Source organism: Pseudomonas sp. RtIB026 (assembly GCF_016861355.2).
GTDB classification, from domain to species: domain Bacteria; phylum Pseudomonadota; class Gammaproteobacteria; order Pseudomonadales; family Pseudomonadaceae; genus Aquipseudomonas; species Aquipseudomonas peradeniyensis.
In genome coordinates this window covers 4,295,751-4,316,598 of the sequence record NZ_AP023348.2, presented here as the reverse complement: position 1 = coordinate 4,316,598, position 20,848 = coordinate 4,295,751, and the positions used below count along the sequence as shown (strand labels likewise).

Annotated in this window: 30 protein-coding genes, 1 tRNA gene and 1 pseudogene; 10 read left to right on the top strand and 22 right to left on the bottom strand. The window is 63.8% G+C overall.

The window, feature by feature from the left end; translation table 11 throughout:
* Nucleotides 1–91: 91 nt before the first annotated feature.
* The 8 genes from PRtIB026_RS19270 to PRtIB026_RS19235 all read right to left on the bottom strand — a co-directional run bounded on the left by PRtIB026_RS19270 (nucleotide 92) and on the right by PRtIB026_RS19235 (nucleotide 5,894).
* Complete coding sequence (locus PRtIB026_RS19270) at nucleotides 92–1,051, bottom strand: glutathione S-transferase family protein (RefSeq protein WP_203652243.1); 960 nt, start codon at nucleotides 1,049–1,051, stop codon at nucleotides 92–94.
* Between the two features lie 97 nt (nucleotides 1,052–1,148).
* Nucleotides 1,149–2,132 (bottom strand): glycosyl transferase family protein, encoded by a 984-nt coding sequence (locus PRtIB026_RS19265; RefSeq protein ID WP_203652627.1) that lies wholly within the window; start codon nucleotides 2,130–2,132, stop codon nucleotides 1,149–1,151.
* A gap of 29 nt (nucleotides 2,133–2,161) precedes the next feature.
* A complete protein-coding gene (locus tag PRtIB026_RS19260) occupies nucleotides 2,162–2,497 on the bottom strand; it encodes a TusE/DsrC/DsvC family sulfur relay protein (protein ID WP_028692378.1) in 336 nt (111 codons plus the stop codon).
* On the bottom strand, nucleotides 2,494–2,790 hold the full coding sequence (gene tusB, locus PRtIB026_RS19255; protein ID WP_203652244.1) for a sulfurtransferase complex subunit TusB: 297 nt from the start codon (nucleotides 2,788–2,790) through the stop codon (nucleotides 2,494–2,496). Before tusB ends, PRtIB026_RS19260 begins: the two co-directional genes overlap by 4 nt.
* Nucleotides 2,790–3,149, bottom strand: a complete 360-nt coding sequence (gene tusC / locus PRtIB026_RS19250) for a sulfurtransferase complex subunit TusC (RefSeq protein WP_203652245.1) — start codon at nucleotides 3,147–3,149, stop codon at nucleotides 2,790–2,792. The genes tusB and tusC overlap by 1 nt, the downstream gene beginning before the upstream one ends.
* 1 nt (nucleotide 3,150) lies before the next feature.
* The gene (gene tusD / locus PRtIB026_RS19245) at nucleotides 3,151–3,543 is read right to left on the bottom strand and encodes a sulfurtransferase complex subunit TusD (RefSeq protein ID WP_028692375.1); all 393 of its coding nucleotides are present in this window, start codon (nucleotides 3,541–3,543) and stop codon (nucleotides 3,151–3,153) included.
* Nucleotides 3,544–3,629: 86 nt separating this feature from the next.
* On the bottom strand, nucleotides 3,630–5,009 hold the full coding sequence (locus PRtIB026_RS19240) for a nucleobase:cation symporter-2 family protein (protein ID WP_062573555.1): 1,380 nt from the start codon (nucleotides 5,007–5,009) through the stop codon (nucleotides 3,630–3,632).
* Between the two features lie 213 nt (nucleotides 5,010–5,222).
* The gene (locus tag PRtIB026_RS19235; RefSeq protein WP_028692373.1) at nucleotides 5,223–5,894 is read right to left on the bottom strand and encodes a Bax inhibitor-1/YccA family protein; all 672 of its coding nucleotides are present in this window, start codon (nucleotides 5,892–5,894) and stop codon (nucleotides 5,223–5,225) included.
* A 147-nt stretch (nucleotides 5,895–6,041) separates the two neighbouring features.
* On the opposite strand from PRtIB026_RS19235, the gene PRtIB026_RS19230 reads away from it, so the two are divergent.
* A tRNA-Ser gene (locus PRtIB026_RS19230) sits at nucleotides 6,042–6,129 on the top strand.
* Nucleotides 6,130–6,249: 120 nt separating this feature from the next.
* Here the strand turns inward: PRtIB026_RS19230 and PRtIB026_RS19225 are convergent.
* From PRtIB026_RS19225 to PRtIB026_RS19210, 4 genes are read right to left on the bottom strand one after another with little or no spacing between them, the layout of a single operon-like run.
* Nucleotides 6,250–7,185, bottom strand: coding sequence for a tyrosine-type recombinase/integrase (locus PRtIB026_RS19225; protein WP_203652628.1), 936 nt, complete (start codon nucleotides 7,183–7,185; stop codon nucleotides 6,250–6,252).
* The gene (locus PRtIB026_RS19220; RefSeq protein ID WP_203652246.1) at nucleotides 7,101–7,487 is read right to left on the bottom strand and encodes a hypothetical protein; all 387 of its coding nucleotides are present in this window, start codon (nucleotides 7,485–7,487) and stop codon (nucleotides 7,101–7,103) included. Before PRtIB026_RS19220 ends, PRtIB026_RS19225 begins: the two co-directional genes overlap by 85 nt.
* The gene (locus tag PRtIB026_RS19215; protein WP_203652247.1) at nucleotides 7,484–7,756 is read right to left on the bottom strand and encodes a hypothetical protein; all 273 of its coding nucleotides are present in this window, start codon (nucleotides 7,754–7,756) and stop codon (nucleotides 7,484–7,486) included. Before PRtIB026_RS19215 ends, PRtIB026_RS19220 begins: the two co-directional genes overlap by 4 nt.
* A gap of 15 nt (nucleotides 7,757–7,771) precedes the next feature.
* Nucleotides 7,772–8,020: a hypothetical protein gene (locus PRtIB026_RS19210; protein WP_244670984.1), complete on the bottom strand. Its 249-nt coding sequence runs from the start codon at nucleotides 8,018–8,020 to the stop codon at nucleotides 7,772–7,774.
* Between the two features lie 292 nt (nucleotides 8,021–8,312).
* Between PRtIB026_RS19210 and PRtIB026_RS19205 the strand changes: the two genes are divergently transcribed.
* A complete protein-coding gene (locus PRtIB026_RS19205; RefSeq protein ID WP_203652248.1) occupies nucleotides 8,313–8,576 on the top strand; it encodes a hypothetical protein in 264 nt (87 codons plus the stop codon).
* 136 nt (nucleotides 8,577–8,712) lie between these two features.
* On the opposite strand, the gene PRtIB026_RS19200 is transcribed toward PRtIB026_RS19205, so the two are convergent.
* A complete protein-coding gene (locus PRtIB026_RS19200) occupies nucleotides 8,713–9,150 on the bottom strand; it encodes a hypothetical protein (RefSeq protein WP_244670985.1) in 438 nt (145 codons plus the stop codon).
* A 117-nt stretch (nucleotides 9,151–9,267) separates the two neighbouring features.
* On the opposite strand from PRtIB026_RS19200, the gene PRtIB026_RS19195 reads away from it, so the two are divergent.
* Entirely contained in the window at nucleotides 9,268–9,495 is a 228-nt protein-coding gene (locus PRtIB026_RS19195) for a hypothetical protein (RefSeq protein WP_203652249.1), read from the top strand.
* Here the strand turns inward: PRtIB026_RS19195 and PRtIB026_RS19190 are convergent.
* Nucleotides 9,470–9,829 (bottom strand): hypothetical protein, encoded by a 360-nt coding sequence (locus tag PRtIB026_RS19190; protein WP_203652251.1) that lies wholly within the window; start codon nucleotides 9,827–9,829, stop codon nucleotides 9,470–9,472. The two genes, PRtIB026_RS19195 and PRtIB026_RS19190, sit on opposite strands and share 26 nt — an antisense overlap.
* 81 nt (nucleotides 9,830–9,910) lie before the next feature.
* Entirely contained in the window at nucleotides 9,911–10,360 is a 450-nt protein-coding gene (locus PRtIB026_RS19185) for a hypothetical protein (RefSeq protein WP_420713586.1), read from the bottom strand.
* On the opposite strand from PRtIB026_RS19185, the gene PRtIB026_RS19180 reads away from it, so the two are divergent.
* The 3 genes and pseudogenes from PRtIB026_RS19180 to PRtIB026_RS19170 all read left to right on the top strand — a co-directional run.
* Nucleotides 10,278–10,481 carry a head-tail adaptor protein gene (locus PRtIB026_RS19180; RefSeq protein WP_203652252.1) on the top strand — a complete coding sequence of 68 codons (204 nt, stop codon included), beginning with the start codon at nucleotides 10,278–10,280 and terminating at the stop codon, nucleotides 10,479–10,481. The genes PRtIB026_RS19185 and PRtIB026_RS19180 overlap by 83 nt on opposite strands.
* An 8-nt stretch (nucleotides 10,482–10,489) precedes the next feature.
* Complete coding sequence (locus PRtIB026_RS19175; RefSeq protein WP_203652253.1) at nucleotides 10,490–10,675, top strand: hypothetical protein; 186 nt, start codon at nucleotides 10,490–10,492, stop codon at nucleotides 10,673–10,675.
* 3 nt (nucleotides 10,676–10,678) lie between these two features.
* Nucleotides 10,679–11,002: pseudogene (locus PRtIB026_RS19170) on the top strand (HK97 gp10 family phage protein); the annotation flags it as partial.
* A 151-nt stretch (nucleotides 11,003–11,153) separates the two neighbouring features.
* Here PRtIB026_RS19170 and PRtIB026_RS19165 read toward each other — a convergent pair.
* Nucleotides 11,154–11,969: an alpha/beta fold hydrolase gene (locus PRtIB026_RS19165; RefSeq protein WP_203652254.1), complete on the bottom strand. Its 816-nt coding sequence runs from the start codon at nucleotides 11,967–11,969 to the stop codon at nucleotides 11,154–11,156.
* A gap of 65 nt (nucleotides 11,970–12,034) precedes the next feature.
* Here PRtIB026_RS19165 and PRtIB026_RS19160 point away from each other — a divergent pair, with 65 nt between their 5' ends.
* Nucleotides 12,035–12,337 carry an ArsR/SmtB family transcription factor gene (locus tag PRtIB026_RS19160; RefSeq protein ID WP_203652255.1) on the top strand — a complete coding sequence of 101 codons (303 nt, stop codon included), beginning with the start codon at nucleotides 12,035–12,037 and terminating at the stop codon, nucleotides 12,335–12,337.
* A gap of 722 nt (nucleotides 12,338–13,059) precedes the next feature.
* Here the strand turns inward: PRtIB026_RS19160 and PRtIB026_RS19155 are convergent.
* From PRtIB026_RS19155 to PRtIB026_RS19135, 5 genes are all read right to left on the bottom strand, one after another.
* Nucleotides 13,060–14,103: a purine-nucleoside phosphorylase gene (locus tag PRtIB026_RS19155; protein ID WP_203652256.1), complete on the bottom strand. Its 1,044-nt coding sequence runs from the start codon at nucleotides 14,101–14,103 to the stop codon at nucleotides 13,060–13,062.
* 23 nt (nucleotides 14,104–14,126) lie between these two features.
* A complete protein-coding gene (locus PRtIB026_RS19150; RefSeq protein ID WP_203652257.1) occupies nucleotides 14,127–15,086 on the bottom strand; it encodes a nucleoside-specific channel-forming protein Tsx in 960 nt (319 codons plus the stop codon).
* Between the two features lie 350 nt (nucleotides 15,087–15,436).
* Nucleotides 15,437–15,622, bottom strand: coding sequence for a hypothetical protein (locus tag PRtIB026_RS19145; protein WP_102682584.1), 186 nt, complete (start codon nucleotides 15,620–15,622; stop codon nucleotides 15,437–15,439).
* Nucleotides 15,623–15,919: 297 nt separating this feature from the next.
* Nucleotides 15,920–16,948, bottom strand: coding sequence for an alpha/beta fold hydrolase (locus tag PRtIB026_RS19140; protein ID WP_232855624.1), 1,029 nt, complete (start codon nucleotides 16,946–16,948; stop codon nucleotides 15,920–15,922).
* A gap of 269 nt (nucleotides 16,949–17,217) precedes the next feature.
* Nucleotides 17,218–18,159 (bottom strand): LysR substrate-binding domain-containing protein, encoded by a 942-nt coding sequence (locus PRtIB026_RS19135; RefSeq protein WP_203652259.1) that lies wholly within the window; start codon nucleotides 18,157–18,159, stop codon nucleotides 17,218–17,220.
* A gap of 103 nt (nucleotides 18,160–18,262) precedes the next feature.
* On the opposite strand from PRtIB026_RS19135, the gene PRtIB026_RS19130 reads away from it, so the two are divergent.
* The 3 genes from PRtIB026_RS19130 to PRtIB026_RS19120 all read left to right on the top strand — a co-directional run bounded on the left by PRtIB026_RS19130 (nucleotide 18,263) and on the right by PRtIB026_RS19120 (nucleotide 19,938).
* Nucleotides 18,263–18,967: an SDR family oxidoreductase gene (locus tag PRtIB026_RS19130; protein ID WP_203652260.1), complete on the top strand. Its 705-nt coding sequence runs from the start codon at nucleotides 18,263–18,265 to the stop codon at nucleotides 18,965–18,967.
* Between the two features lie 78 nt (nucleotides 18,968–19,045).
* Nucleotides 19,046–19,537 (top strand): GNAT family N-acetyltransferase, encoded by a 492-nt coding sequence (locus tag PRtIB026_RS19125; protein WP_203652262.1) that lies wholly within the window; start codon nucleotides 19,046–19,048, stop codon nucleotides 19,535–19,537.
* Nucleotides 19,538–19,584: 47 nt separating this feature from the next.
* The gene (locus PRtIB026_RS19120; protein WP_203652265.1) at nucleotides 19,585–19,938 is read left to right on the top strand and encodes an SH3 domain-containing protein; all 354 of its coding nucleotides are present in this window, start codon (nucleotides 19,585–19,587) and stop codon (nucleotides 19,936–19,938) included.
* A 2-nt stretch (nucleotides 19,939–19,940) separates the two neighbouring features.
* Here PRtIB026_RS19120 and PRtIB026_RS19115 read toward each other — a convergent pair whose 3' ends face one another.
* Nucleotides 19,941–20,501 (bottom strand): cysteine hydrolase family protein, encoded by a 561-nt coding sequence (locus PRtIB026_RS19115; RefSeq protein ID WP_203652267.1) that lies wholly within the window; start codon nucleotides 20,499–20,501, stop codon nucleotides 19,941–19,943.
* Between the last annotated feature and the right edge of the window lie 347 nt (nucleotides 20,502–20,848).

Sequence of the window (20,848 nt, the reverse complement as noted above, 5' to 3'; positions counted from 1 at the left end):
TCGCGGCACAAGGCCGCTCCTACAGGGATCGCATACCCTCTGTAGGAGCGGCCTTGTGCCGCGAAAGGGCTGCAAAGCAGCCCCGGCTCTCTCAACCCCGCCAGATCCCCTTGCCCGACAACCGCTCCCGATCATGCGGCAAGCCAAAGTCCTGCAATGGTCCCTTCGGCACGATCCCATTCGGGTTGATGGTCTTGTGGCTCATGTAATAGTGCTTCTGGATATGCTCCATGTTCACCGTGCCCGCCACCCCCGGCCACTGGTACAGCTCGCGCAGCCAGTTGGACAGGTTCGGGTAGTCGCTCAGGCGGCGCAGGTTGCACTTGAAGTGCCCGTGGTACACCGCATCGAAACGCACCAGCGTGGTGAACAGGCGCACATCGGCCTCGGTCAGGTACTCGCCGGCCAGGTAGCGCTGGCGACCCAGCAGCCCCTCCAGATGATCCAGCTCATTGAACACCTCGTCGAAGGCGGTCTCGTAGGCGTCCTGCGAAGTGGCGAAGCCGGCGCGGTACACGCCGTTGTTCACCGCCGGATAGATACGCTCGTTGAGCCCATCGATGGTCGCCCGCAGCGGCTCGGGATAGAGATCCAGGGTATTGCCGGTCAGCCCGTCGAAGGCGCTGTTGAAGATGCGGATGATCTCGGCCGACTCGTTGTTGACGATGCGTTTCTCCTGCTTGTCCCACAGCACCGGCACGGTCACTCGCCCGGTGTAGTGCGGGTCGTCCTGAGTGTAGCGCTGGTGCAGGTACTGCAGCGCATCCAGTTGATCGCCGCTGGAGCCTTGCTGCTGGTCGAAGGTCCAGCCGTGCTCGCCCATCAGCCAGCTGACCACCGAGACATCGATCAATGGCTCCAGGCCCTTGATGGCGCGGAAAATCAGGGTGCGATGCGCCCAAGGGCAGGCCAGCGACACGTACAGGTGATAGCGGCCGGCCTCGGCGGCGGGCAGCGGGTTGCGCCGCTGCGCGTTCTCGCGCTGGAAGGCGCCGTCCTTGCTGCTCTGGTACCACTGGTCATGCCAGCGGCCATCGATCAAAAGGCCCATCTCGGAGCTCCTCGAAACACAATCGTTTGTCGTTGGAGCTCAGTCTAGGGCAAAGCGTTCGAAGAAATAGCGCAAAGACTGCCCTATTCCTATCGGATTATTCGATGTCTTTACGGGCGGCCCAGTAGGCGCGGGCATTGCCGAACGCCTGCTCGCGTTCCTGGCCGAGCCCACGCAGGGCCAGGGCCATGGTCGCGACCACGGCCAGTTCGCCGTAGCTGTCCTGCGCCTCGCCGCGCCACACCGCCAGCAGGTGCTCGGGCTGCAGGCTGGCCGGCTTCACATGGCGCTGGGCACTAAGCGCCGGCCACTCTTCGTCCCAGGCCTCGCCGGCCGAGGTGCCGTACAGGTGGCTGACGACATCCGGGTTGACCTCGATCTCGCCACCGTCGCCCTTGATGACCACGGCATGATCGCCGAGCAGGCGGCTGGCTTCGCGGTGCACGGCCTGGTAACCGGGGTGGAAGATGCTCTGCAGGCCGCAGCGGGCGGCAAGCGGGTTGAGCACCCGGGCCAGCGAGTGGATGGGCGAGCGCAGGCCCAGGGTGTTGCGCAGGTCGATCATGCGTTGCAGTTGCGGCGCCCAGTCCTGCAACGGGAAGAAGGCCAGCCGGCGGCTGTCCAGGGCTTGCTCCACGGCCGTCCAGTCACGGCAGAGCGGGATGTCCAGCAGGTCGAGCAGTTGCTCGGTGTACAGCCGCCCGGCCGTATGGGCGCCACCACCGTGCATCAGGATGCGCACGCCGTTGCCTGCCAGGCACTTGGCCGCCAGCAGGCACCAGGGCAGGTGGCGCTTCTTGCCGGCGTAGCTCGGCCAGTCGAGGTCGACGGCGATGCGCGGCGCCTGCAGGTGGGCGCGCAGCGCCTCGGTGAAGCCGGCCAGTTCCTCGGCGCTTTCTTCCTTGTGCCGCAGCAGCATCAGGAAGGCGCCCAGCTGAGTGTCCTCGACCCTGCCTTCGAGCAGCAGGGTCATGGCGGCGCGGGCTTCCTCGCGGGTCAGGCCGCGGGCGCCGCGCTTGCCCTTGCCGAGGATGCGCACGAATTCGGCGAACGGGTGTTCGGCCGGGGTTTCCAGGGTCAGCGGGCGTACATCGTTCAGCTGTGGCTCGGTCATATGCAGTTGGTCGGCTTGGGCAGGCCCGCCAGCTTGGCGGCGAGTTTGGCGGGGGTGCCATTGAACAGGCGGTTCAGGTGCGGGCTGTTGCCTTTTTCCGCCCCGAGCTTGAGCGCGGTGTACTTGATCAGCGGGCGGGTGGCCGGCGACAGCTGGTACTCCTGGTAGAACTGGCGCAGCAGCTCGAGGATTTCCCAGTGGTCCGCGGTCAGGGCGATGCTTTCGCGGGTGGCGAGGGCCTCGGCGACTTCGTGGGACCAGTCCTGCAGCTCGACCAGGAAGCCGTCCTTGTCCAGGGCGATGTGGCGATCGCCGACAGTCAGGGTACTCATAGCCAGCTGTTGACCTTGTCGTGGCGCAGGGACAGTTCGACGAAGGCGGCGTAGTCCACGGCCTTGGCCAACTGGCTGTCGAGGGCACGGGCCTGCAGGTCTTCGTCGAGGGCGAACAGGCGCGCGCCGAGGTTGGCGGCCTGCAGGGCGGCGAACGGCTCGCTGCCGGCCTTGAGCGCGTAGGTGGCATCGCCGCACAGCAGCAGCGCGTCTTGCGGGCCCAGCAGGCGCAGGCAACTGGCCAGGCGCTCGTCGCCGAAGGGCGAGTGGGCGATTACATGCAGGGTCGTCATCAGAGCGTCACCACCTGGTCGAAACGGGCAATCAGCGCGGCCAGCGCGGTAGCGTCGAGCACCTCGACCGGCAGCGCCAGGGCGTCGCCGTCCAGCCCACGACGGGCCAGGCTGTGGCCGCAGGCGAACAGTTCCTCGACCCCGAACATCGGCAGGGCCTGGAGGTTGGCGGTCAGGTTCTTCTGCTGCAGGGCATCGGGTTGCTGCCCGGCGGCGAGCTGGAACACACCGTCATCGAGGAACAGCATGCCCAGCGGCAGGTCGAAGGCGCCGCCGGCCAGGGCGATGTCCAGCGCCTCGCGGGCGGACGGGCCGCTCCACGGCGCCTGGCGGCTGATGATCAGCAAGGACTTGGCCATCTCAATCACCTCCGAAGCAGACCAGGCGGTCGGCCAGTTGCGCGGCTTCGTGCAGCTGGCCCAGCCCGGACAGTTCCCACGGCATCGGCAGGTTCACCGCCGGGCGCTGGTAGCGGTTGGCCTCGGTGTCGTCGAGCACGCCCCGGCGCAGGGCCGCGGCGATGCACACCACGGCGTCCAGGCGGTGGTCGCTGACGAAGGCGCGCCATTGCGCGGCCACGTCCAGCTCGTCCTGGGGCGTGACGATATTGGCCGAGGCGCTGTGCACCCCGTCCTGGTAGAAGAACAATCGGGCGATTTCATGCCCGCCGGCCAGCACCGCCTCGGCAAAGCGCAAGGCGCGGCGCGAGGAGGGCGCATGGGCCGGGGAAAAGACCGCGATGGCGAATTTCATGGAAGGCTCGTGCAAATGAATGCGGCCATGATAAAGCAAAAAGCCCGCGCTGGTGGGCGCGGGCTTTGTGCTCAGGCGGGCGCGGCTCAGGCCTGTTCCTTGCCCTCGGGCAGGAACCAGTTGAGCAGCAGGGCGCAGATGCCGCCGGTGGCGACGCCCGACTCCAGCACGTTGCGCAGCGCCGCCGGCATGTGCGCGAGGAACTCCGGCACCTGGGCCACGCCCAGGCCCAGCGACAGCGACACGGCGATGATCAGCAGGGCGCGGCGGTCGAGGCGGGTGCTGGCGAGGATATTGATGCCCGAGGCCGCCACGGCGCCGAACATGACCATGGCCGCGCCACCGAGCACCGGCTCCGGCACCGCCTGGATCACCCCGGCGACGCTGGGGAACAGGCCCAGCAGGATCAGCATGGCGGCGATCCAGATGCCGATATGGCGGCTGGCGATGCCGGTCAGCTGAATCACGCCGTTGTTCTGGGCGAAGATCGAGCTGGGGAAGGTGTTGAACAGGCCGGCCAGCAGCGAGTTGGCACCGTTGACCAGCACCCCGCCCTTGATCCGTTGCATCCATACCGGGCCTTCCACCGGCTGGCGCGAGACCTTGCTGGTGGCGGTCACGTCACCGATGGCTTCCAGCGACGTGACCAGGTAGATCACCAGCATCGGGATGAACAGCGACCAGGAGAAGCCCAGGCCGAAGTGCAGCGGCGTCGGCACCTGGAACAGCGCGGCCTGGTGCATGCCGGTGAAGTCCAGGCGGCCCAGGTAGCCGGCCAGGGCATAGCCCACGGCCAGGGCGATGACGATGGCGCAACTGCGCATCCACACCACCGGAATGCGGTTGAGGATGACGATGATCGCCAGCACCACGCCCGACAGCAGCAGGTTCTCGCCATCGGCGAAGGTGCCGTTGGCCATGGCGCCGAAGCCGCCGCCCATGCTGATCAGGCCGACCTTGATCAGGGTCAGGCCGATCATCAGCACGACGATGCCGGTCACCAGCGGGGTGATCAGGCGCTTGACGAAGGGCAGGATGCGCGACACGCCCATTTCCACGAACGAGCCGGCGATGACCACGCCGAAGATCGCCGCCATCACGCTCTCCACCGGCGTGCCCTGCTTGACCATCAGCGCACCGCCGGCGATCAGCGGGCCGACGAAGTTGAAGCTGGTGCCCTGGACGATCAGCAGCCCGGCGCCGAACGGCCCGAAGCGCTTGCACTGGACGAAGGTGGCGATACCCGAGATCACCAGCGACATCGACACGATCAGGTTGGTGTCACGCGCCGACACGCCCAGCGCCTGGCAGATCAGCAGGCCCGGCGTGACGATCGGCACGATGATCGCCAGCAGGTGCTGCAGCGCCGCCAGCAGGCCGATCAGCAGGCGAGGCTTGTCCTCGAGGCCAAGGACCAGTTCATTGGCAGGCGCCGCCGCGCCTGGGCCGTGTTCGTGTGAACTCATGGGAAAATGCCGCCCCGGAAGAAAAAAGGAGCGCATTCTACGGGCAGAAAGCCCATAGGGGTAGAGGCAAGCACGATGGCCGCACAATCGCGGAGAAATGGGGCAATAAGCTGACTTTTAAGTCAATCTTCGGGGGCTTTGCCGATGCTGTTCAGCAGGCACGAAAAAGCCCGCCGAAGCGGGCTTTTTGTGAGGCGCTGTCGACCGATTCGATCAGTCGTCGCGGCCCATGATGCCGAACAGCTGCAGCAGGCTGACGAACAGGTTGTAGATCGACACGTACAGGCTGATGGTGGCCATGATGTAGTTGCGCTCGCCGCCATGGATGATGGCGCTGGTCTGGAACAGGATGCAGACCGACGAGAACAGTACGAAGCCAGCGCTGATCGCCAGTTGCAGGCCGCTGATCTGGAAGAAGAAGCTGGCCACCACGGCACCCAGCAGGACGAAGAAGCCGGCGGTGATGAAGCCGCTGAGGAAGCTCATGTCCTTGCGGGTGATCAGCACGTAGGCCGACAGGCCGCCGAACACCAGGGCGGTCATGGCGAAGGCCGAGCTGACCACTTCGGCGCCACCGGCCATGCCGAGGTAGCGGTTGAGGATCGGGCCGAGGATGAAGCCCATGAAGCCGGTGAGGGCAAAGGTGGACACCAGGCCCCAGGCCGAATCACGCAGCTTGTTGGTGAGGAAGAACAGGCCGTAGAAGCCGATCAGCACCACGAAGATGTTCGGGTAGCCGACACGCATCTGCTGGGCGACGAAGGCCATGATGCCGCTGAAGGCGAGGGTAAGGGCCAGCAGGCTGTACGTGTTGCGCAGGACCTTGCTGACCTCCTGCTGCTCGACCTGCTGGCCGTGTTGGACGGCGTAATCCTGTTCGCGCATGGCGCACTCCTTTGGGGTGAGGCCGCGGTCCGGGACCGGCGGTAGTGGAACGTATGAGGCAGAGCATATCAGAGCTGTCGCAGGGCGCGACACAGAGAGTTTGACAGCTTGTTACATTACGGTATGATTGCCGCCGCAAAACCAGCTGGAAGCGTGGCCGAGTGGTTTAAGGCAACGGTCTTGAAAACCGTCGATGGGCAACTATCCTAGGGTTCGAATCCCTACGCTTCCGCCATTCAAAAGCCCCTGAATTCGGGGCTTTTCGTGTTTCTGGGATATGCGTTTACACCAGATGATTCCCGCATGTGTTCCGCATCTTTTTAGTGGTGTTCCGCAACTTGGCTTGTTTAACCCATCACCGGGTGGGCTTTACAACCTCGCCAACGCGGCGGTAAACCACCTCTGTTATGCGCTTGTCGGTGTGACCGAGCAGCCTGCTTGCATGGGCCAGGTCCTCGATTTCGCTGGCGGCCTTTGGGCGGATGTCTCGGAACTGGAAGCCCTTGATCATCTCGGCCAGGGCAGGGTCCATGTCCTCAATCGCCCTGTCTGCCGCTGCCTTTCTCGCGTCATCCCATCGGAGTCGAAGCATCGACTTGGTGACGTTGCGGCCGTCCTCTGTATTGATCAGGTAAGGACCGCGCACACCTCGCTCCCTACGTTGCAGCAGCAGACGCTCAAGCAGCAGCGACAACTGGCTCTGCTCACCGTCAGTGGCCAGGCGTATCCGAAGCTTCTTGGCTGTCTTGCCCTGGTCGATTTGCAGGTACCCGTCGACCACGTCTGAGGCCCTAGAAGCCAGGACATCGGCTGGTCGCTGACTAGTGAGGTAGGCCAGGTCCATCGCATCCTTGAGTTCCGGTACGGCGACTGCGTACACCGCATCCCAGATTGCAGGGCCGGCGTAGAAGTCCCGCGGCTTCTCCTTGTTCTTGCGAACCCCAGCCGCTGGGTTGACCTGAGATGTCACACCCCATTCCCTCGCCATGTTGAAGATATGCGACAGCAGGGCGATCTCTCTATTTGCCCGCACCTTACCAGTGCGCCTGTCGCGGTATTGAGCAAGCGTGTGCGGCGTGATCGCTTCGATGGGGGCGTCGCTGAAAGCCTTCCTGAGCTGCCGAAGCTCGGCCAGATTGTCCTTCTGTGTCCGAGGCTTCTTGGTTGGGATGACATCTCGCTCGTATCGATCGAAGAGATGGCTCATCAAGCGAGTGACCTTCGGCACGGCTTTGCTATCAAGCTTCGCCCATTCCACCTTTGCCACGTCCAGATCGCTCCCCAGTGGTATCTCCTTGCGGTTTCCCTCCTCATCCCTCCCGTTGGCTGGGCCAGGAGGGCGCGCAGCTCATCAGCAGCCCGCAGCCAGCCGTCACGCACGTACACGCTATCAGGCAGCTCCGGTAGCTCCTCGCATTTGTCCAGGGCGTCGCTCAAGGCCTCGAAGTCGACTCGCTGGCAGTCAATGCCTTCGTCCCCGCAATCCTCGCTGTTATCGGCCAGCCAGTGCACTGCACTTGCCACCCCGGCCAGAAGGTTGATGAGCTGCAGGGCGCGCTCACGCGGCACGCTGACCATCTCGGCAGTGCTCACGCTGGAATCTCCTTGAGCTTCAGTTCGATCGGGCCATTACGGGGTGAGCCGAACAGGACGCCATCCAGGCCGGCGATATCCTGGCGGCTGAGGTTCCGCCACTTGGCGATATCCCATTCACCCTTCATCACGCCGATTGGCTCGTCACGACAGGTCGATCCGTAGCTGTAGCCATTCTCTCGGAGCCAGTCTTGCGCGGCATACAGGGCTTGGAATGTGCCTTCTTGGGCGAAGGTCTTGGTGAACATGAACAGGTTTTCTGTAGGCATGGGGATACCTCCGTGTCAGGCGACTTTGGCAATCTCTGGCGACCAGTCTGCCCACCCGATGACGGGCATCTTGGTCTTGGGGTTGATGATCGTGCGGCCCTTCTCATCGACCAGCGCGGCCTTGGCGCGGATTCGCAGGTCGCGGCAGGTGCCGGAGCGCTTGGCCAGGTCGATGAACTTCTGGGCGTGCTGCGGGGTGTCGTACAAAACGCTGAGCTGCTTGACCTTCTCGCCGGCCATGAACACCTCAACGTTGCGCTGCACCGCCTCCTCCCACTCGGCCAGGGTAAGGTCCAGGGGGGGCAGCCAGCCTTGCCGCTTGGCTTGGTGGTCTTGGTTTTCTTCCGGGCATCGGCAAGCGCTGCTGCGGCAGTCATGCCGAACACTGCGAACGTACTCATGGTGATCTCCGGGCATGCGCCGCCCTCGCCGGGTCGGCGTTATCGTTGAATAGGGGAAGGCGCGGGCGGGCAGCTTCTGGGAAAATTGCGCTAGACTTTTTCAGATGGTCTGAGCAGCCATCAATTCGTAGTGTTTCTAGAAAGGAGTCTGAATCGTGAAAGCACCCGAAATCGAAAACGTGCTTGAGCCAATGGACTTTGAGGCCGAGCAGTTGGGCACAGAGCCGGTCATAGTCCACATTCCGCAATATTCTGGCATGCAAGAGCGCGACACGATCCAACTCGTCTGGAGTGGCTCCGTCTCCCCAGCGCCCGCCTCAGAAGCGGTTGATCCCAATCTCGTATTTAAGATTGATGTTGCTGGCCTAGAACGCGACAACAGCAGCGTAAAGGTTAGTTACGTTGTGCTGAGATCGTAGCCTTTGCCGTAGTGGCGAGCGGAGCGGGGTCAGTCGGCGATGGGGAACTGTTTGGCCAGCGCCTGCTGCACCGTTCCGATGATCCGGCAGAGGTAGGCCCAATCTGGGTTGGGCTCCATGGCATCGGCCGGCAGTTTCACCAGTCGTCACCGAACACGCGGTGCATGAACTCGCGGTGAGCGCCGCCGCACTCATCGAGCGAGCTGGTGTGGCGAACACCCTCGGCTTCGTCGAGCAGGCTCCGGGCGTCTTCTGCGTCCAGGTCCCGGTCACGCCGCATTTGCACGATCACTTTCCGCGCTTTGTCGGCCAGGGCCTCAGCACTGAACCGGCGAGAGCTCAGCGACCGGTCGAAGTAGCCGATGATGTAGGCGTCGTGCAGCTTGCAGAAGAACTGGCCGATGGTCAGGCCATCCCACATGCCTCCCCAGTAGGCGTGCCAGGTCTTGTCGTAGCAGCTGACGGTGATCTTGCCCTTGCAGGGCGCGAAGTCTTCCAGGTAGACGCTGATCGGGTCCAGGCCTTCGGCACCGGTGATCAGCAGCTTGGTGACTGTTGAGGTCTCGACTTGCATTGCGGTACTCCATGCATGCGCCGCCCTCCGTGCTGGCGGCGGCATGGTGGCAATTTGGGGTGGGATGGGGTATTACGGATGGCCGGCATGAGGCCGGGCAATGACAAGGAGTTTGCAATGGCAACCGTTCGTGAAATCGCACTAGAACAAGCGCTCATCGCAGTAATTGGCGCCGCCAAGGTTGAAGGTCATGACGAGAAGCAGGTCGTTGATCGGGCCGTGGCTCTTCTGCTGGGGAACAACGTACTTCGTACAGTCGATCACCCACACATGGACAACGCGGTGAAAGAGATCAGCGATGCCCACGCCGAAGCTTTGGTCAGGCTTTCCCCGAAGGGGGCTTGATCTCATCGCCAGGGTCTCGCTTCAGCTCCGCCATACTGGCTTCTTCGAACTGTCGCGCTAGTTTCGGCGAGATGTAAAAAGCTGGCGCGTCAGGCCGTTCGAGTCGACGCGCCCGCTCTTCATGGTCCTGCGCGATCCACGACAGGGCCAGGTCCTGCCAGAGCTCCTGCACCTGGTCGTAGCCGTGGCGCTCGATCTCGGCAGACAGTGCAACCTTGATCCCGGCAGGCATGTTGAAGAACACCTTCTCGATGCCCAGCTTCGCGGCCTTCGTCCTCTCGCGCTCGCGGTAGTCCGCTGAGTGCTTGGCGGCTCCAGTCTTCTGCTCGGCCATGGCCGATACCTCCCAAGCCGCTGGGCGGCAGATTGATGTGTTGCTGGCGTCGGCCGTGCCGGACGCGTGCGGTGATGCGTTTCATGCTGCTCTTTGCTGATTCCAGGCGCCCACTGCGGCAAAGATCTTGGCGGCCTCTGCTTCGTCGAGCGTTGTGTCGGTAGGGATGGCGATCCAGCCGGATGCCACCAGGTGATTAGGGTTTGCCGTGGCCCGCAGGTCGGTGTAGGTGGCCTCGATCACATCGGTCAGGTGCTCGGCCCGGTAGTTGCCACGCGGCGCGACCTCAATCGACTTGTGGTACTGCACGCCGAAGTGGTCTCGGCACAACACGCTGAGGTAGATGGTCCACTGGTGCGGGATGTCGCATACGGCGTCGACCAGCTGGCGCACCCGGATCTGCTTGAGATTCTTCCAGTTGATCAGCACCTGCTGACCGCTCGGGTCGATGTTCACTACGGCGGCGTGGTTGGCCGAGCAACTGGAGGTGGTCGTCAGCGCGGAGATCCGCATTCGCCCCCGGGCCGACATCGCCGCTGGCTGGAGGGTGACCGACAAACGCACCGACGTGGCCTACAAGGTCGAGGCTGCGCTACCCAACAACGATCGGGACCTGCTGCGCCTGCTGTGCTCCAGCGTCCCCAACCCATGAGGTGAGCCATGAAGATTCGTGCACTGGGCCGGCTATCCGGCGCCACCGGCGAACGCGATAAGGGCGCCGAGTTCGTGATCGACAAGGAGTACGGCGCCGGCCTCATCGCCCGCGGCTACGCCGAGGAAGTGGCCGAGCAAGGCGCCGCCGAGAAGCCCGCGAAGCCAGGCAAGGCCGCCCAGGCCAAGGAGTAGTCCATGGCCAGGCGCTCGAGCATCCGGGGCGATATCCGGCTGCGTCGGACGCTCCGTAACATTCACAAGACCATGGACAACGAGCTGAAGCCGGCGATGGAGATTGCGGCCAACCGTATCCTTGAATCCCAGCGGCAGCTTATTCCGAAGGACACCGGCGCCGCTGCTGCCGCGCTGAAGGTCTACGTCTCGCCCAGCGGCCTGGACGCCCAGATCGGGATCCGCGGCAAGCGCGACAACCGGAGGTTCTTCTACCTGCGCTTCATCGAGTACGGCACGAAGGGCTACTCCGGTGACAAGCGTGCGGGTAAGCGACAGGATCGATCTTTGACCAGTCCGTGGTACCAAACGGGATTGCTGTCAGTTCCATGACAACCTCTTGGAAACAGTGAGGCCTGAACCGTACCGATGAAATCGCTCTGCCAATAGACACAGACCGCTGGGAATTTGGACATACAGACAGTCCAGCGAACCTGCCTCAGGGGCCAAGCTGCTTCAAAACCGCCGCCACAATCGCTTCCGGCCTGTCTTCCTGCATCAGGTGGCCTGAGTTCACTACTCGGACGCAGGGCTGTTGGGAGATAAGCCCAGCAAGACGCTCCCCTTGGGAATAGGGAATCCAGGCGTCCTCCGAGCCCCAAAGCACCGATACGGGGCAATCCAGCTTCCCGTAAAGCGGTTCGATTTCGTCGGTGTAGCGCTGATTCATCTGTGCGATCTGCCTGTAGAAGGCTGCCTGGCCAATCGGCCCCAGCCATGGAGCGCTGTACGCTTGCAGGGCTTCGTCACTGAGGGGATTGGCCGCAGCGGTTTGCAGGTAGGCTGCCAGCAGCGCTCGGTGCATGTAGTCGGGCATCCCGGCAAAGGCGGCCTCATGTTGACGGACATGCTGAACAAAAGGAGAGCCCCAGGGTGCCAGGGCTACGGCATCGAAAATGGTGAGGGAGGCATAGCGCAGACCGTTCAGGTAGTAAGCGCGCAGTGCTGTCGCGCCTCCAAAGTCATGGGCCAGCACGTCAGGGCGCTCGATGCCCCATTCCTCGAAAAGCGCAGCCAAGACGTTGTTCTGCATCGCCAGTGAAACGTCCTGGCCCTCTCTCATTTCAGACAGGCCATAGCCAACCAGGTCGAAGTAATACACGGTCCTGCGGTCAGCGAGATGAGGTATGACACGCCGCCATACCTGCGAAGAGAAGGGGGTGCCATGGATGGCGACCAGCGGCGCGCCTGTCCCCAATTTTCCCCATCTGACGGTGTTGCCTTCGATGCTCGATGCGTAGGGTAGATCCAACATGGCTCACCTCACATTGTCATTTAGCTAAATGACTATATGATGTGGGCATGGACAGATCAATACAGATGAAAGCGATGAGCAGTGAGGTTCGCATGGCGATCCTTCGCCTGCTCGCAGCACCTCGTGACCACTTCGCCGATCAATGGTCGGCAGACCCCGTCGAGTTCGGCGTCTGCATGACCCTTATCGCAAGTGCGCTGGGTATCGCCCAGCCAACAGCGAGCCGGCACCTTGAGATCCTCAGGCAGGCGAGGTTCATCTCGGTTTCAAAGCAGCAAAAATGGTCGTACTGCAAGCGTAACGACGCCGAGATTCTTGAGTACCTGGAGTGGCTCAGGCTTGAGTTGGCGCCGGGTGGATGTGTCTAGCAATTTTGGTTCGCTGGTGCCTCGCAGCACCGCAGGCGATTCGCTTCACTGCAGAACAAACAAGGAGAGTGAGTGCCAGTGGGCAGAAGGTTGGAAAAGGTCCGAGAGTGGCTCACGCCACGCAGGCGCATCTGGGCAGGCGTAGGTCTGTTAGCCGCGTTTTTTTGATTCCGGCAGTTAGTTCAGGAACGACGGTGGATTGGCTGATAGGGCCAGCAGCCGTTTTCCTCATAGGCGGCCTCATGCCCGAGGCGACCAGGAGACAATGAGGCGCTGACGGGCAGTGCAGCGAGTCGAAGGAGGGCAGCAGGCATTTTTCGCCGCTGCCCTGTCTGTCGTTACTTACCGCGAGGCTTGCCAGCATCACTGCGCTTATCACGGACTTGGCCGTCCTTGTTGCGAGAGCGTGGTTGTTCACCACCGCCAGGTGTGGAGCTTTATGGCCTATCCCGAATCAAGGAAACGATAGCGGCAGATGCAAAAGAGGGAAGGGTTGGGCGACCACCATTTGGGTTTGAGGACCAGCCCTTACAAGGTGTTGAGAATGGGTGTTCGACTTGGGCTTGCCGGGGTCGCTTTGCGACCCTTTCGCGGCACAAGGCCGCTCCTACAGGTGACCGCGCCATCCTGTAGGAGCGGCCTTGTGCCGCGAAAGGGCTGCAAAGCAGCCCCGGCAATCTTGAATTGAAGCGACCATCTCCTAGCCGGCCTGGGCGTGATGCTCAAGCCTCCGGAACCCCTTTCTCCCAAACCGCCCAATTCTTCAGAATCTCCTGCACCAGCGGATTCCCAGTCCGATAAAGATTCTCCAGCGCCGGAACAAAACCGCCCTGGTCGGCATACTTGAGCAAATTTCCCACCTCACTTCCCCCCGGCTCAGGCCGATCAAAGTCAGACCCAGCCCGCACCACCGCCACCCGCTGCACATCCACCAACCCTTCACGACTGGCCCGCAGCAGCGCTTCATAGGTGGAGTTATCCTCCTGCTGGGTAGTGCAATATTCCCCCTTGTTATCCGTCAGCAACCGAGTCCAGACCTCGGCCCGCTCACTCAAGCGCGTCCCGGAAAACCAGGTGTTGCCCGCCACGGTGTCACACCGGGTCACCACCGGCGGCTGGTTGGCCGGCGCCATCGGGTACTTGAGCCGCCAGGCCGCCGATTCCTTGCTCTCGCTCAGGCTCACCCCGTGTGACAGGGCATAGGCCTTGGCCTGCAGCTTCGGATTAAGCTCGAAGACCTCGGTCTTGTAATCCAGCGGCGGCTTCTCGTTCGGGCCCTTGGTGTTGATCCCCAGGTAGCCCGTCGCCCAGTCCTTGGGCGCATCCCGCGAGTCCAGCTCCCACTGGGTGCCGAACTCCACCAGGTAATGGGCCCAGGCGGTGGTGCCGAGGGTCCCGTGCTTCGGGTTGATCCCGGCAATCCCCGCGACCAGGAAGTAGCTCTTGCGCAGGTCGAACTTCGGCGACAGCGCCAGTGCCAGGGTCGAGGCCGCGGCGTTGGTCTGGCCCATGCCGGTCACCAGCAGGCAGACATCCTGGCTGTTGCAACGTATCACCGGATACTCCGCCGACAGGCCCGGCACACGCACCTCCTGCTTCAGTTCCAGGCGCTCGATCCAGTGCTGGGCCTCGGGAGCGAACATGGCGATCAGCATCACCTTGGGCCTGATCGGCGGCGCAGCCGTCTCGCCGGCCTGGGCCGTCGAGGTGAGCAGGATGCCGCAGGCCAGGCCCACGGCGAGGGAAAGACGGTGCATCGGGTGCATGCAAGCCTCCATGGCGCAAGCGATCAGAACTGGTAGCCGACCCCGGCGTAATACCCCCAGCCATCGGACCTACCGCGGAAATCGCCGTCGCCGAAATTCAGCTGGCTGCCATCCTGCCAGTTGCCGCCATTGTGGAAATGGCGGCCCACCAGGGTGAAGCGCAGGTGGGTGAAGGCGTACAGCAGCACGTTGGTGGATACCGTGGCATTGGCCGTGCGGTTGGGGTTGTTCTTGTGCAGGTCCGAGCCGAAATCGAAGTTGGTGAAGCCGATATAGGTCAGCGAGGCGCCGTTGTCGAACTTGCCGAGGGGCACGATGTACTTGAGCTGGGCCCGGTAGCCATCCCACGAGTACTCGTTGCTGGCGCCGTAGTTTTCCCACTGGTAACGGCCGTAGAAGTTGGCCGACAGGTTGACCCGCGAATGGGTGTCGATGTCGGTGCCCAGGCCGCTGTACAGGGTGTTGGCGCGGTTGGCGCTGTTGCTGCCGTGGTCGTAGATCCAGTCGAAGGCTACGTACCACTCCTTGAACGGGCCGACGGCCAGGCTGCGGCCGGCCAGGTAGTCGATGGAGATCCGCGGCTCGTGTTCCATGAACAGCGGCGAGCCGTGGTCCCACGCGCCTTTGTCATGGCTGTTGCCGATGTCGAGGACCTTCGGGATGTCGATGTAGCCGTACAGCTCGAACGGCCCCTTGCGGCCGAAGTACTCGTATTCGAGGTAGATATCGTCGACAGGGCGGGGGCCGAAACTGATGTCCTTGGTGCCGATCAGGGTGAAGTTCTGGTTGTACCAGTTCGACAGGTAGGGCCCCGATTTGGCCGGTGCGGCGGCCGGGCTCAGGGCCTCGCCCTGGGCTGACTCGCTGGGGGGATTTTCCTGGGCCTGGGTGGTGACGCTGAGTAGTCCCGTAACAGCGCCCAGTAGCAAGGAGACAGCCAGGGGGGAGCGAGCCGCTGGGCGCAGGGATGCAGGTTGACGCATTGAAAGTCCTTGTTCATGCGGTGGTAGCCCCGAGAGGCTGAGGTGAGCGAAAGCTTCGGCGATTGTTCGCTTAATTGTTTTGAGCAAACGTTTGCATACTCTGTACCAACCTGCCAGAGGTGTTTGAAATAAAAGCAGAGCTCGGGGTTTTAGCTGACCTTTCGGTTAGAAAGTTGCACTGGAGCTGGGCGTGGGATGGGGGCGGGCACGAGCTTGGGGCAGTCATGCTGCGGGTAGCGACGAAAAATGAGGGAGTGGGTCTTCGATTGAGCGTGGGCGGTGTACGCGATGGGCTTGCGGCGCCTCACCAGGGCGAGCCGCAAATCCATCACCACCTTGCTGGCATCACTTCACTGCAGTGTTTCGGGCTTCCTTCCCTGGGAGGCCTCCTTCAATCCCTGCTCCATCCGCCCAATTACCTGCGCCAGTATCGCGGCTCTTTCCAGCTCTCCCGACGCTTTCATCCGTGCATGATCCCGGCGCAGGTTCAGCAGGCATTTCTGCAGTCCAAGCGCTGAGCTGTCGTAGTTGTCCATGTCGTTCTCACTGGCCGTGGGCATCCGTGCCGTTGTAGGAAAGGCTCGACGGTATCAGGTCAATTCCCCAGCCAATACTGATTATTCATACACCGGATCACAAACCCGTAGAAACGTCCTACAGCAACAAAAGAGGCGTCTTACAGGATGGCCGGGGTGAATGTTTCGGCATGCGTCCGCTCATTCTGCGGCAGGCCCCGGAGTATAAGGCCTGCCACGGAACAGACGGGTTGCAGAGGCAATCCGCGTCTCCCGGCACCCGACATGCGCTGCCGAAACGATATGTTGCAATTGCCCTTACAGATGGTCCGCATCCACCACGGCCTTGACGAATGCCTCGGGCGCTTCCTGCGGCAGGTTGTGGCCGATGCCACCGCTCACCAGGCGGTAGGCGTACTTGCCGGTGAAGCGCTTGGCGTAGGCCTCGGCCGGTGGATGCGGCGCGCCGTTGGCATCGCCTTCGAGGGCGATGGTGGGTACGCCGATGGCGGGGAAGGTGGCCAGCTTCGCCTCCAGCGGGTCGTAGCGGGTCTCGCCCTGGGCCAGGCCGAGCCGCCAGCGGTAGTTGTGCACGGTGATGGCGACCTGGTCGGGGTTGTCCAGGGCCTTGGCGCTGCGCTCGAAGGTGGCGTCGTCGAACTTCCACTGCGGCGAGGCGGTCTGCCAGATCAGCCGGGCGAAGGCGTGGCGGTTGCTGTCGTAGCCGGCGCGGCCGCGCTCGGTGGCGAAGTAGTACTGGTACCACCACTGCAGTTCGGCGCTGGGCGGCAGCGGGGCCTTGGCGGCTTCCTGGCTGCTGATCAGGTAGCCGCTGACCGACACCAGCGCCTTGACCCGCTCGGGCCACAGGGCCGAGACGATATCGGCGGTGCGCGCGCCCCAGTCGAAGCCGCCGAGCACGGCGCGCTTGATCCCCAGGGCGTCCATGAAGGCGATGACGTCGCTGGCCAGGGCGGCGGGTTGGGCATTGCGCGGGGTGTTCGCGCAGAGGAAGCGGGTGTCGCCGTAGCCGCGGGCGTAGGGCACCAGCACCCGGTAACCCTGGGCGGCCAGTTGCGGCGCCACCTGCTCGTAGCTGTGGATGTCGTACGGCCAGCCGTGCAGGAGGATCACCACCGGGCCGTCGGCGGGGCCTTGTTCCACGTAGGCGACGTCCAGCACGCCGGCCTGGACATGCTTGAGCGGGCCGAAGGGGGTGGACTGGCGGGCTGCGGCAGGCGAGCGGGTTTCCTCGGCCTGACCGGGGGTGGTGGTCAGCAGGGCCAGAGGCAGCAGGGCGCAGGCGAGCAGGGCTGAGCGGTTGAGGCGGTTGGCGCTGGCGAACATGGTGCATCTCCTTGGCGGGCCATCGGTGTGGGCGGGATGGCGTGTAGTTAAGGAGGTGGCTGTGTCCGGGGTGTGTCGGGTGCTGGTGGGGTGGGCGTTCGTGTGTATCGGGAGGCGGTTGGTACACAGAATGCTACACAAGGGCAGGGCTTCGTGAGCAGTTTCAGCTATCAGCGTGGGAGCGGGCTTGCCCCGCGATGCAATGGATGGCACCGGCCATGCCGGTGATCGCGGGGCAAGCCCGCTCCCACGCAGACCTCGCTAGCCCGCTAAATCAGAGCGTTGTGATTTGGCCGTTCTTGGGTTTCATCGTTCGCTTGCGCCTGCAGCCAGTGCACCACTTGCTCGGCGGCCGAGCCTGCCTGCGGAGCATGGCCGGCGAGCAGGTGGAAGCCGGCGTTGCTGTGCAGTTCATGGTCTTCAAGGGCGAGTACCAGCGTGCCGGCCTTCAGGGCATTCGCCACCAGCAGGCGGGGCACCAGGGCGATGCCCATGCCTTGCTCGGCGGCCTCGATGGCGAGGATGGTCTGGGAGAACACCGGGCCGCTGAAGCGCGTGCCGGGCAGCGCGTAGTGATCGAACCAGCGCTTCCAGTTGTTGTGGCTGTCGGAGATCAGCGGCTGCTGCGCAAGATCCGCGGCTTGCCGCCAAGGGTGTTCACCGCGCAATGCCGGCGCGCACACCGGCACCGCCACGCCGGGCAGCAGGGGCAGGGCATAGGCGTCGGCGAAGGGCGGGGCTCCCCAGCGCACCGCCAGGTCCACGGCGCCCTTGCCGCTCAACGGGCGGGTACTGTCGGAGGCATCGATCATCAGCGCCACCGGCGGGTGGGCCTGGGCCAGCAGGCCCAGGCGCGGGATCAACCAGCGGCTGGCGAAGGCGGGGGTGGTGCTGAGCAGGATCTGCCGGGGATCGCGCTGGCTGTCGCGCTCCAGCAGTTCGCCGGTGGCGTCCTCGATGATGTCCAGGGCCAGGCGCACGCGGGTCAGGTAGTCGGCGCCGTCCCGGTTGGGCCGCAGGCCTCGGGGCAGGCGCTCGAACAGCGGGCGGCCGAGCTTGTCCTCGAGGGTGCGCACCTGCTGGGCGACGGCGCCGGGGGTGACGTGCAGCTCGTCGGCGGCGGCGCGGAAGCTGCCCAGGCGGGCGGCGGCCTCGAAGGCCACCAGGTGATTGACGATGGCGGGGGCATTGCGTCGCTTGGGCGCGCTCATCCAGTAGATTTCCTGCAGGCTGCTGCCAGTATTTGTGATTGGTGCGATAAGCCGGATTCTGGCTTCATGGGCCTACTTGATCAACTCCCATAAGGAGCAGCATATGTCTTCCCAGAAAGTTGCAATCATCACCGCAGGCGGCAGTGGCATGGGTGCCGAGGCCGCGCGGCGGCTGGCCGCCGATGGTTTCAGGGTGGCGATCCTGTCGTCGTCCGGCAAGGGCGAGGCGCTGGCGGCCGAGTTGGGCGGCATCGGCGTGACCGGCTCCAACCAGTCGGTAGAAGACCTGCAGCGTCTGGTCGACACGGTGATGCAGCACTGGGGGCGGGTCGATGTGCTGGTCAACAGCGCAGGCCACGGCCCGCGCGCGCCGGTTCTCGAGCTGAGCGACGACGACTGGCACCGTGGCATGGAGGTGTACTTCCTCAACGTGGTGCGCCCGACCCGCCTGGTGACGCCGATCATGCAGCGCCAGGGTGGCGGCGCCATCATCAACATCTCGACCTTCGCCGCCTTCGAGCCGGATCCGACGTTCCCGACTTCCGGGGTGTTCCGCGCCGGGCTCGCGGCCTTCACCAAGCTGTTCGCCGACCGTTACGCGGCCGAGAACATCCGCATGAACAACGTGCTGCCGGGCTTTATCGACAGCCTGCCGGAGAAAGCGGAATTCCGTAGCCGGATTCCCATGGAGCGGTACGGCAAGGCCGAGGAGATTGCGGCCACTGTCGCCTTCCTGGCCTCCGAGGGCGCGGGCTATATCACCGGGCAGAACCTGCGGGTCGATGGGGGTATCACCCGTTCGGTCTAACTGGCATGGCGGGCATACAGCTGGGCGACGACTTCCGTTAGCATGTCGCCCCTGTTTCCCGCTATCCGGATCCGCCCCATGAGCACCCCGATGTTCCGCCAGGCCACGGCAACCGACGTGGACCGTTGCTACCAGATCGAAACCAGCGCCTACGAAGGCGACGAGGCCGCCACCCGGGAGAAGATCGCCACGCGCATCGCCCAGTACCCGGAGGGCTTCCTGGTGCTGGAAGCCGATGGCCAGGTGATCGGCTTCATCAACAGCGGCTGCGCCGACCAGGTGGTGATGTCGGACGAAGCCTTCAAGGAGCTGGTCGGGCATGATCCGCTGGCGCCCAACGTGGTGATCATGTCGGTGGTGCTCGACCCTGCGTACCAGGGCCTGGGCCATGCCGGCCGGCTGATGGCGCGTTTCGTCGAACAGATGCGCGAGCGCGGCAAGGCGACTATTCACCTGATGTGCAAGGAACGGCATGTCGGGCTGTACGAGAAGATGGGCTACGCCTATGTGCGCCCGTCGGCCTCCGACCATGGCGGCATGGCCTGGCACGAAATGATCATGGTGCTCTGAAGGACCTTCGACTAGCATCGACGCTTTTCGCAGCCAGGGAGAGGCCTGTGAACTACGTCGTGATTGCCGCACACCGCAGTGAGTATCCTGCGCCCATCACCTTCGCCCGAGGCACGCTGCTGGACATCGGCCAGCGTTACGAGGGTGATGAGCACTGGGAGGACTGGTACCTGTGCAGTTGCCAGGGCCAGGAGCCAGGCTGGGTGCCCGGCCAGCTCATCGAGCGGCTTGGCGTCGGCCGGGGCAGGGCGGTGGAGGCCTATTCGGCCCATGAGCTGGATGTTGACCCCGGCCAGTCGCTGGAGGGCCTGCGCCCCCTGAACGGCTGGCTCTGGTGCCGTCGTGCAGGCAATGGGGAGCTGGGCTGGGTACCGCTGGCGAAGCTGCGCCAGCTGGACTGAGATCAGACCGCAGCCAGCAAGGCCGCGCTGTCGAGAATCCGCGCATAGTCCATGGCCAGGTTGCCCAGGGCCAGGGCATGGACGTCTTCCGCCGGCCACAGTCGGCCCTGCAGGTCGTGCTGGTCGAAGGTGTAGCAGGCATCGGCCACCACTACCGTATCGAACCCCAGGTTGCCCGCCGAGCGTGCGGTCGACTCCACCGAGTTGTTGGTGATCACGCCGACGATGACCAGCTGGCTGATGCCGCGCTGGTGCAGCCAGCGTTCAAGGCCACTGTTGCAGAAGGCGTCGGGCACGTGTTTTTCGAACACGGTCTCGCTGGCCTGCGGGGTGAAGGCGGGCTGGAACTCGCAACCGGGCTGGCCCGGCCAGAACACCGAATCCGGATCGCGGGAAATGTGGCGCACGTGTATCACCGGACGCGTGCTTGCACGCCAGGCGGCGAGCAGTTCGCTGATGCGCTGTTCGGCTTCGGGGTTGTTGCGACGGCCCAGGCGAGGGTGGTTGATGCCGTTCTGCATGTCGATGATCAGCAGGGCGGCGTTGCTGGCGAGCGCGGTCATCTCTGGGAGTTCTCCTTGTCTGGGCTTCGGACCGTAGCACAGGTGTGTCGCCTGCGCGGAGGTCATCGTGGGGCAAGCCCGCTCCCACGCCGATCGCGTTGGCCTCAAGGTATGCGCCCCGCGATGGGAGGAATCACCATCTGATCCGCTTTTTTTCCACGAACCTGAATCTGTAACCGTATCAGCCGCTGCCGGAAAATACACCCAGGCCCAGCCTTCCAACCCGGTGTGCGCTGGGCAGGCTGCCCCGCTGCACTGCCGCAGCGGCCAGCCCCGCCGTTACGTCATCACACTGTAGAGGTTCCGATGGGCAAGCTCGCGCTGTTTCTGGGTGGTTTTCTGCTGCT

Excerpts from the sequence above, each read along its gene's own strand:
- PRtIB026_RS19270 (WP_203652243.1), bottom strand. The coding sequence starts at position 1,051 with ATGGGCCTTTTGATCGATGGCCGCTGGCATGACCAGTGGTACCAGAGC.
- PRtIB026_RS19260 (WP_028692378.1), bottom strand. The coding sequence starts at position 2,497 with ATGAGTACCCTGACTGTCGGCGATCGCCACATCGCCCTGGACAAGGAC.
- tusB (WP_203652244.1), bottom strand. The coding sequence starts at position 2,790 with ATGACGACCCTGCATGTAATCGCCCACTCGCCCTTCGGCGACGAGCGC.
- tusC (WP_203652245.1), bottom strand. The coding sequence starts at position 3,149 with ATGGCCAAGTCCTTGCTGATCATCAGCCGCCAGGCGCCGTGGAGCGGC.
- tusD (WP_028692375.1), bottom strand. The coding sequence starts at position 3,543 with ATGAAATTCGCCATCGCGGTCTTTTCCCCGGCCCATGCGCCCTCCTCG.
- PRtIB026_RS19240 (WP_062573555.1), bottom strand. The coding sequence starts at position 5,009 with ATGAGTTCACACGAACACGGCCCAGGCGCGGCGGCGCCTGCCAATGAA.
- PRtIB026_RS19235 (WP_028692373.1), bottom strand. The coding sequence starts at position 5,894 with ATGCGCGAACAGGATTACGCCGTCCAACACGGCCAGCAGGTCGAGCAG.
- PRtIB026_RS19215 (WP_203652247.1), bottom strand. The coding sequence starts at position 7,756 with ATGCCTACAGAAAACCTGTTCATGTTCACCAAGACCTTCGCCCAAGAA.
- PRtIB026_RS19200 (WP_244670985.1), bottom strand. The coding sequence starts at position 9,150 with ATGCAAGTCGAGACCTCAACAGTCACCAAGCTGCTGATCACCGGTGCC.
- PRtIB026_RS19195 (WP_203652249.1), top strand. The coding sequence starts at position 9,268 with ATGGCAACCGTTCGTGAAATCGCACTAGAACAAGCGCTCATCGCAGTA.
- PRtIB026_RS19190 (WP_203652251.1), bottom strand. The coding sequence starts at position 9,829 with ATGGCCGAGCAGAAGACTGGAGCCGCCAAGCACTCAGCGGACTACCGC.
- PRtIB026_RS19180 (WP_203652252.1), top strand. The coding sequence starts at position 10,278 with ATGTTCACTACGGCGGCGTGGTTGGCCGAGCAACTGGAGGTGGTCGTC.
- PRtIB026_RS19185 (WP_420713586.1), bottom strand. The coding sequence starts at position 10,360 with ATGTCGGCCCGGGGGCGAATGCGGATCTCCGCGCTGACGACCACCTCC.
- PRtIB026_RS19175 (WP_203652253.1), top strand. The coding sequence starts at position 10,490 with ATGAAGATTCGTGCACTGGGCCGGCTATCCGGCGCCACCGGCGAACGC.
- PRtIB026_RS19165 (WP_203652254.1), bottom strand. The coding sequence starts at position 11,969 with ATGTTGGATCTACCCTACGCATCGAGCATCGAAGGCAACACCGTCAGA.
- PRtIB026_RS19160 (WP_203652255.1), top strand. The coding sequence starts at position 12,035 with ATGAAAGCGATGAGCAGTGAGGTTCGCATGGCGATCCTTCGCCTGCTC.
- PRtIB026_RS19155 (WP_203652256.1), bottom strand. The coding sequence starts at position 14,103 with ATGCACCCGATGCACCGTCTTTCCCTCGCCGTGGGCCTGGCCTGCGGC.
- PRtIB026_RS19150 (WP_203652257.1), bottom strand. The coding sequence starts at position 15,086 with ATGCGTCAACCTGCATCCCTGCGCCCAGCGGCTCGCTCCCCCCTGGCT.
- PRtIB026_RS19145 (WP_102682584.1), bottom strand. The coding sequence starts at position 15,622 with ATGGACAACTACGACAGCTCAGCGCTTGGACTGCAGAAATGCCTGCTG.
- PRtIB026_RS19140 (WP_232855624.1), bottom strand. The coding sequence starts at position 16,948 with ATGTTCGCCAGCGCCAACCGCCTCAACCGCTCAGCCCTGCTCGCCTGC.
- PRtIB026_RS19135 (WP_203652259.1), bottom strand. The coding sequence starts at position 18,159 with ATGAGCGCGCCCAAGCGACGCAATGCCCCCGCCATCGTCAATCACCTG.
- PRtIB026_RS19130 (WP_203652260.1), top strand. The coding sequence starts at position 18,263 with ATGTCTTCCCAGAAAGTTGCAATCATCACCGCAGGCGGCAGTGGCATG.
- PRtIB026_RS19125 (WP_203652262.1), top strand. The coding sequence starts at position 19,046 with ATGAGCACCCCGATGTTCCGCCAGGCCACGGCAACCGACGTGGACCGT.
- PRtIB026_RS19115 (WP_203652267.1), bottom strand. The coding sequence starts at position 20,501 with ATGACCGCGCTCGCCAGCAACGCCGCCCTGCTGATCATCGACATGCAG.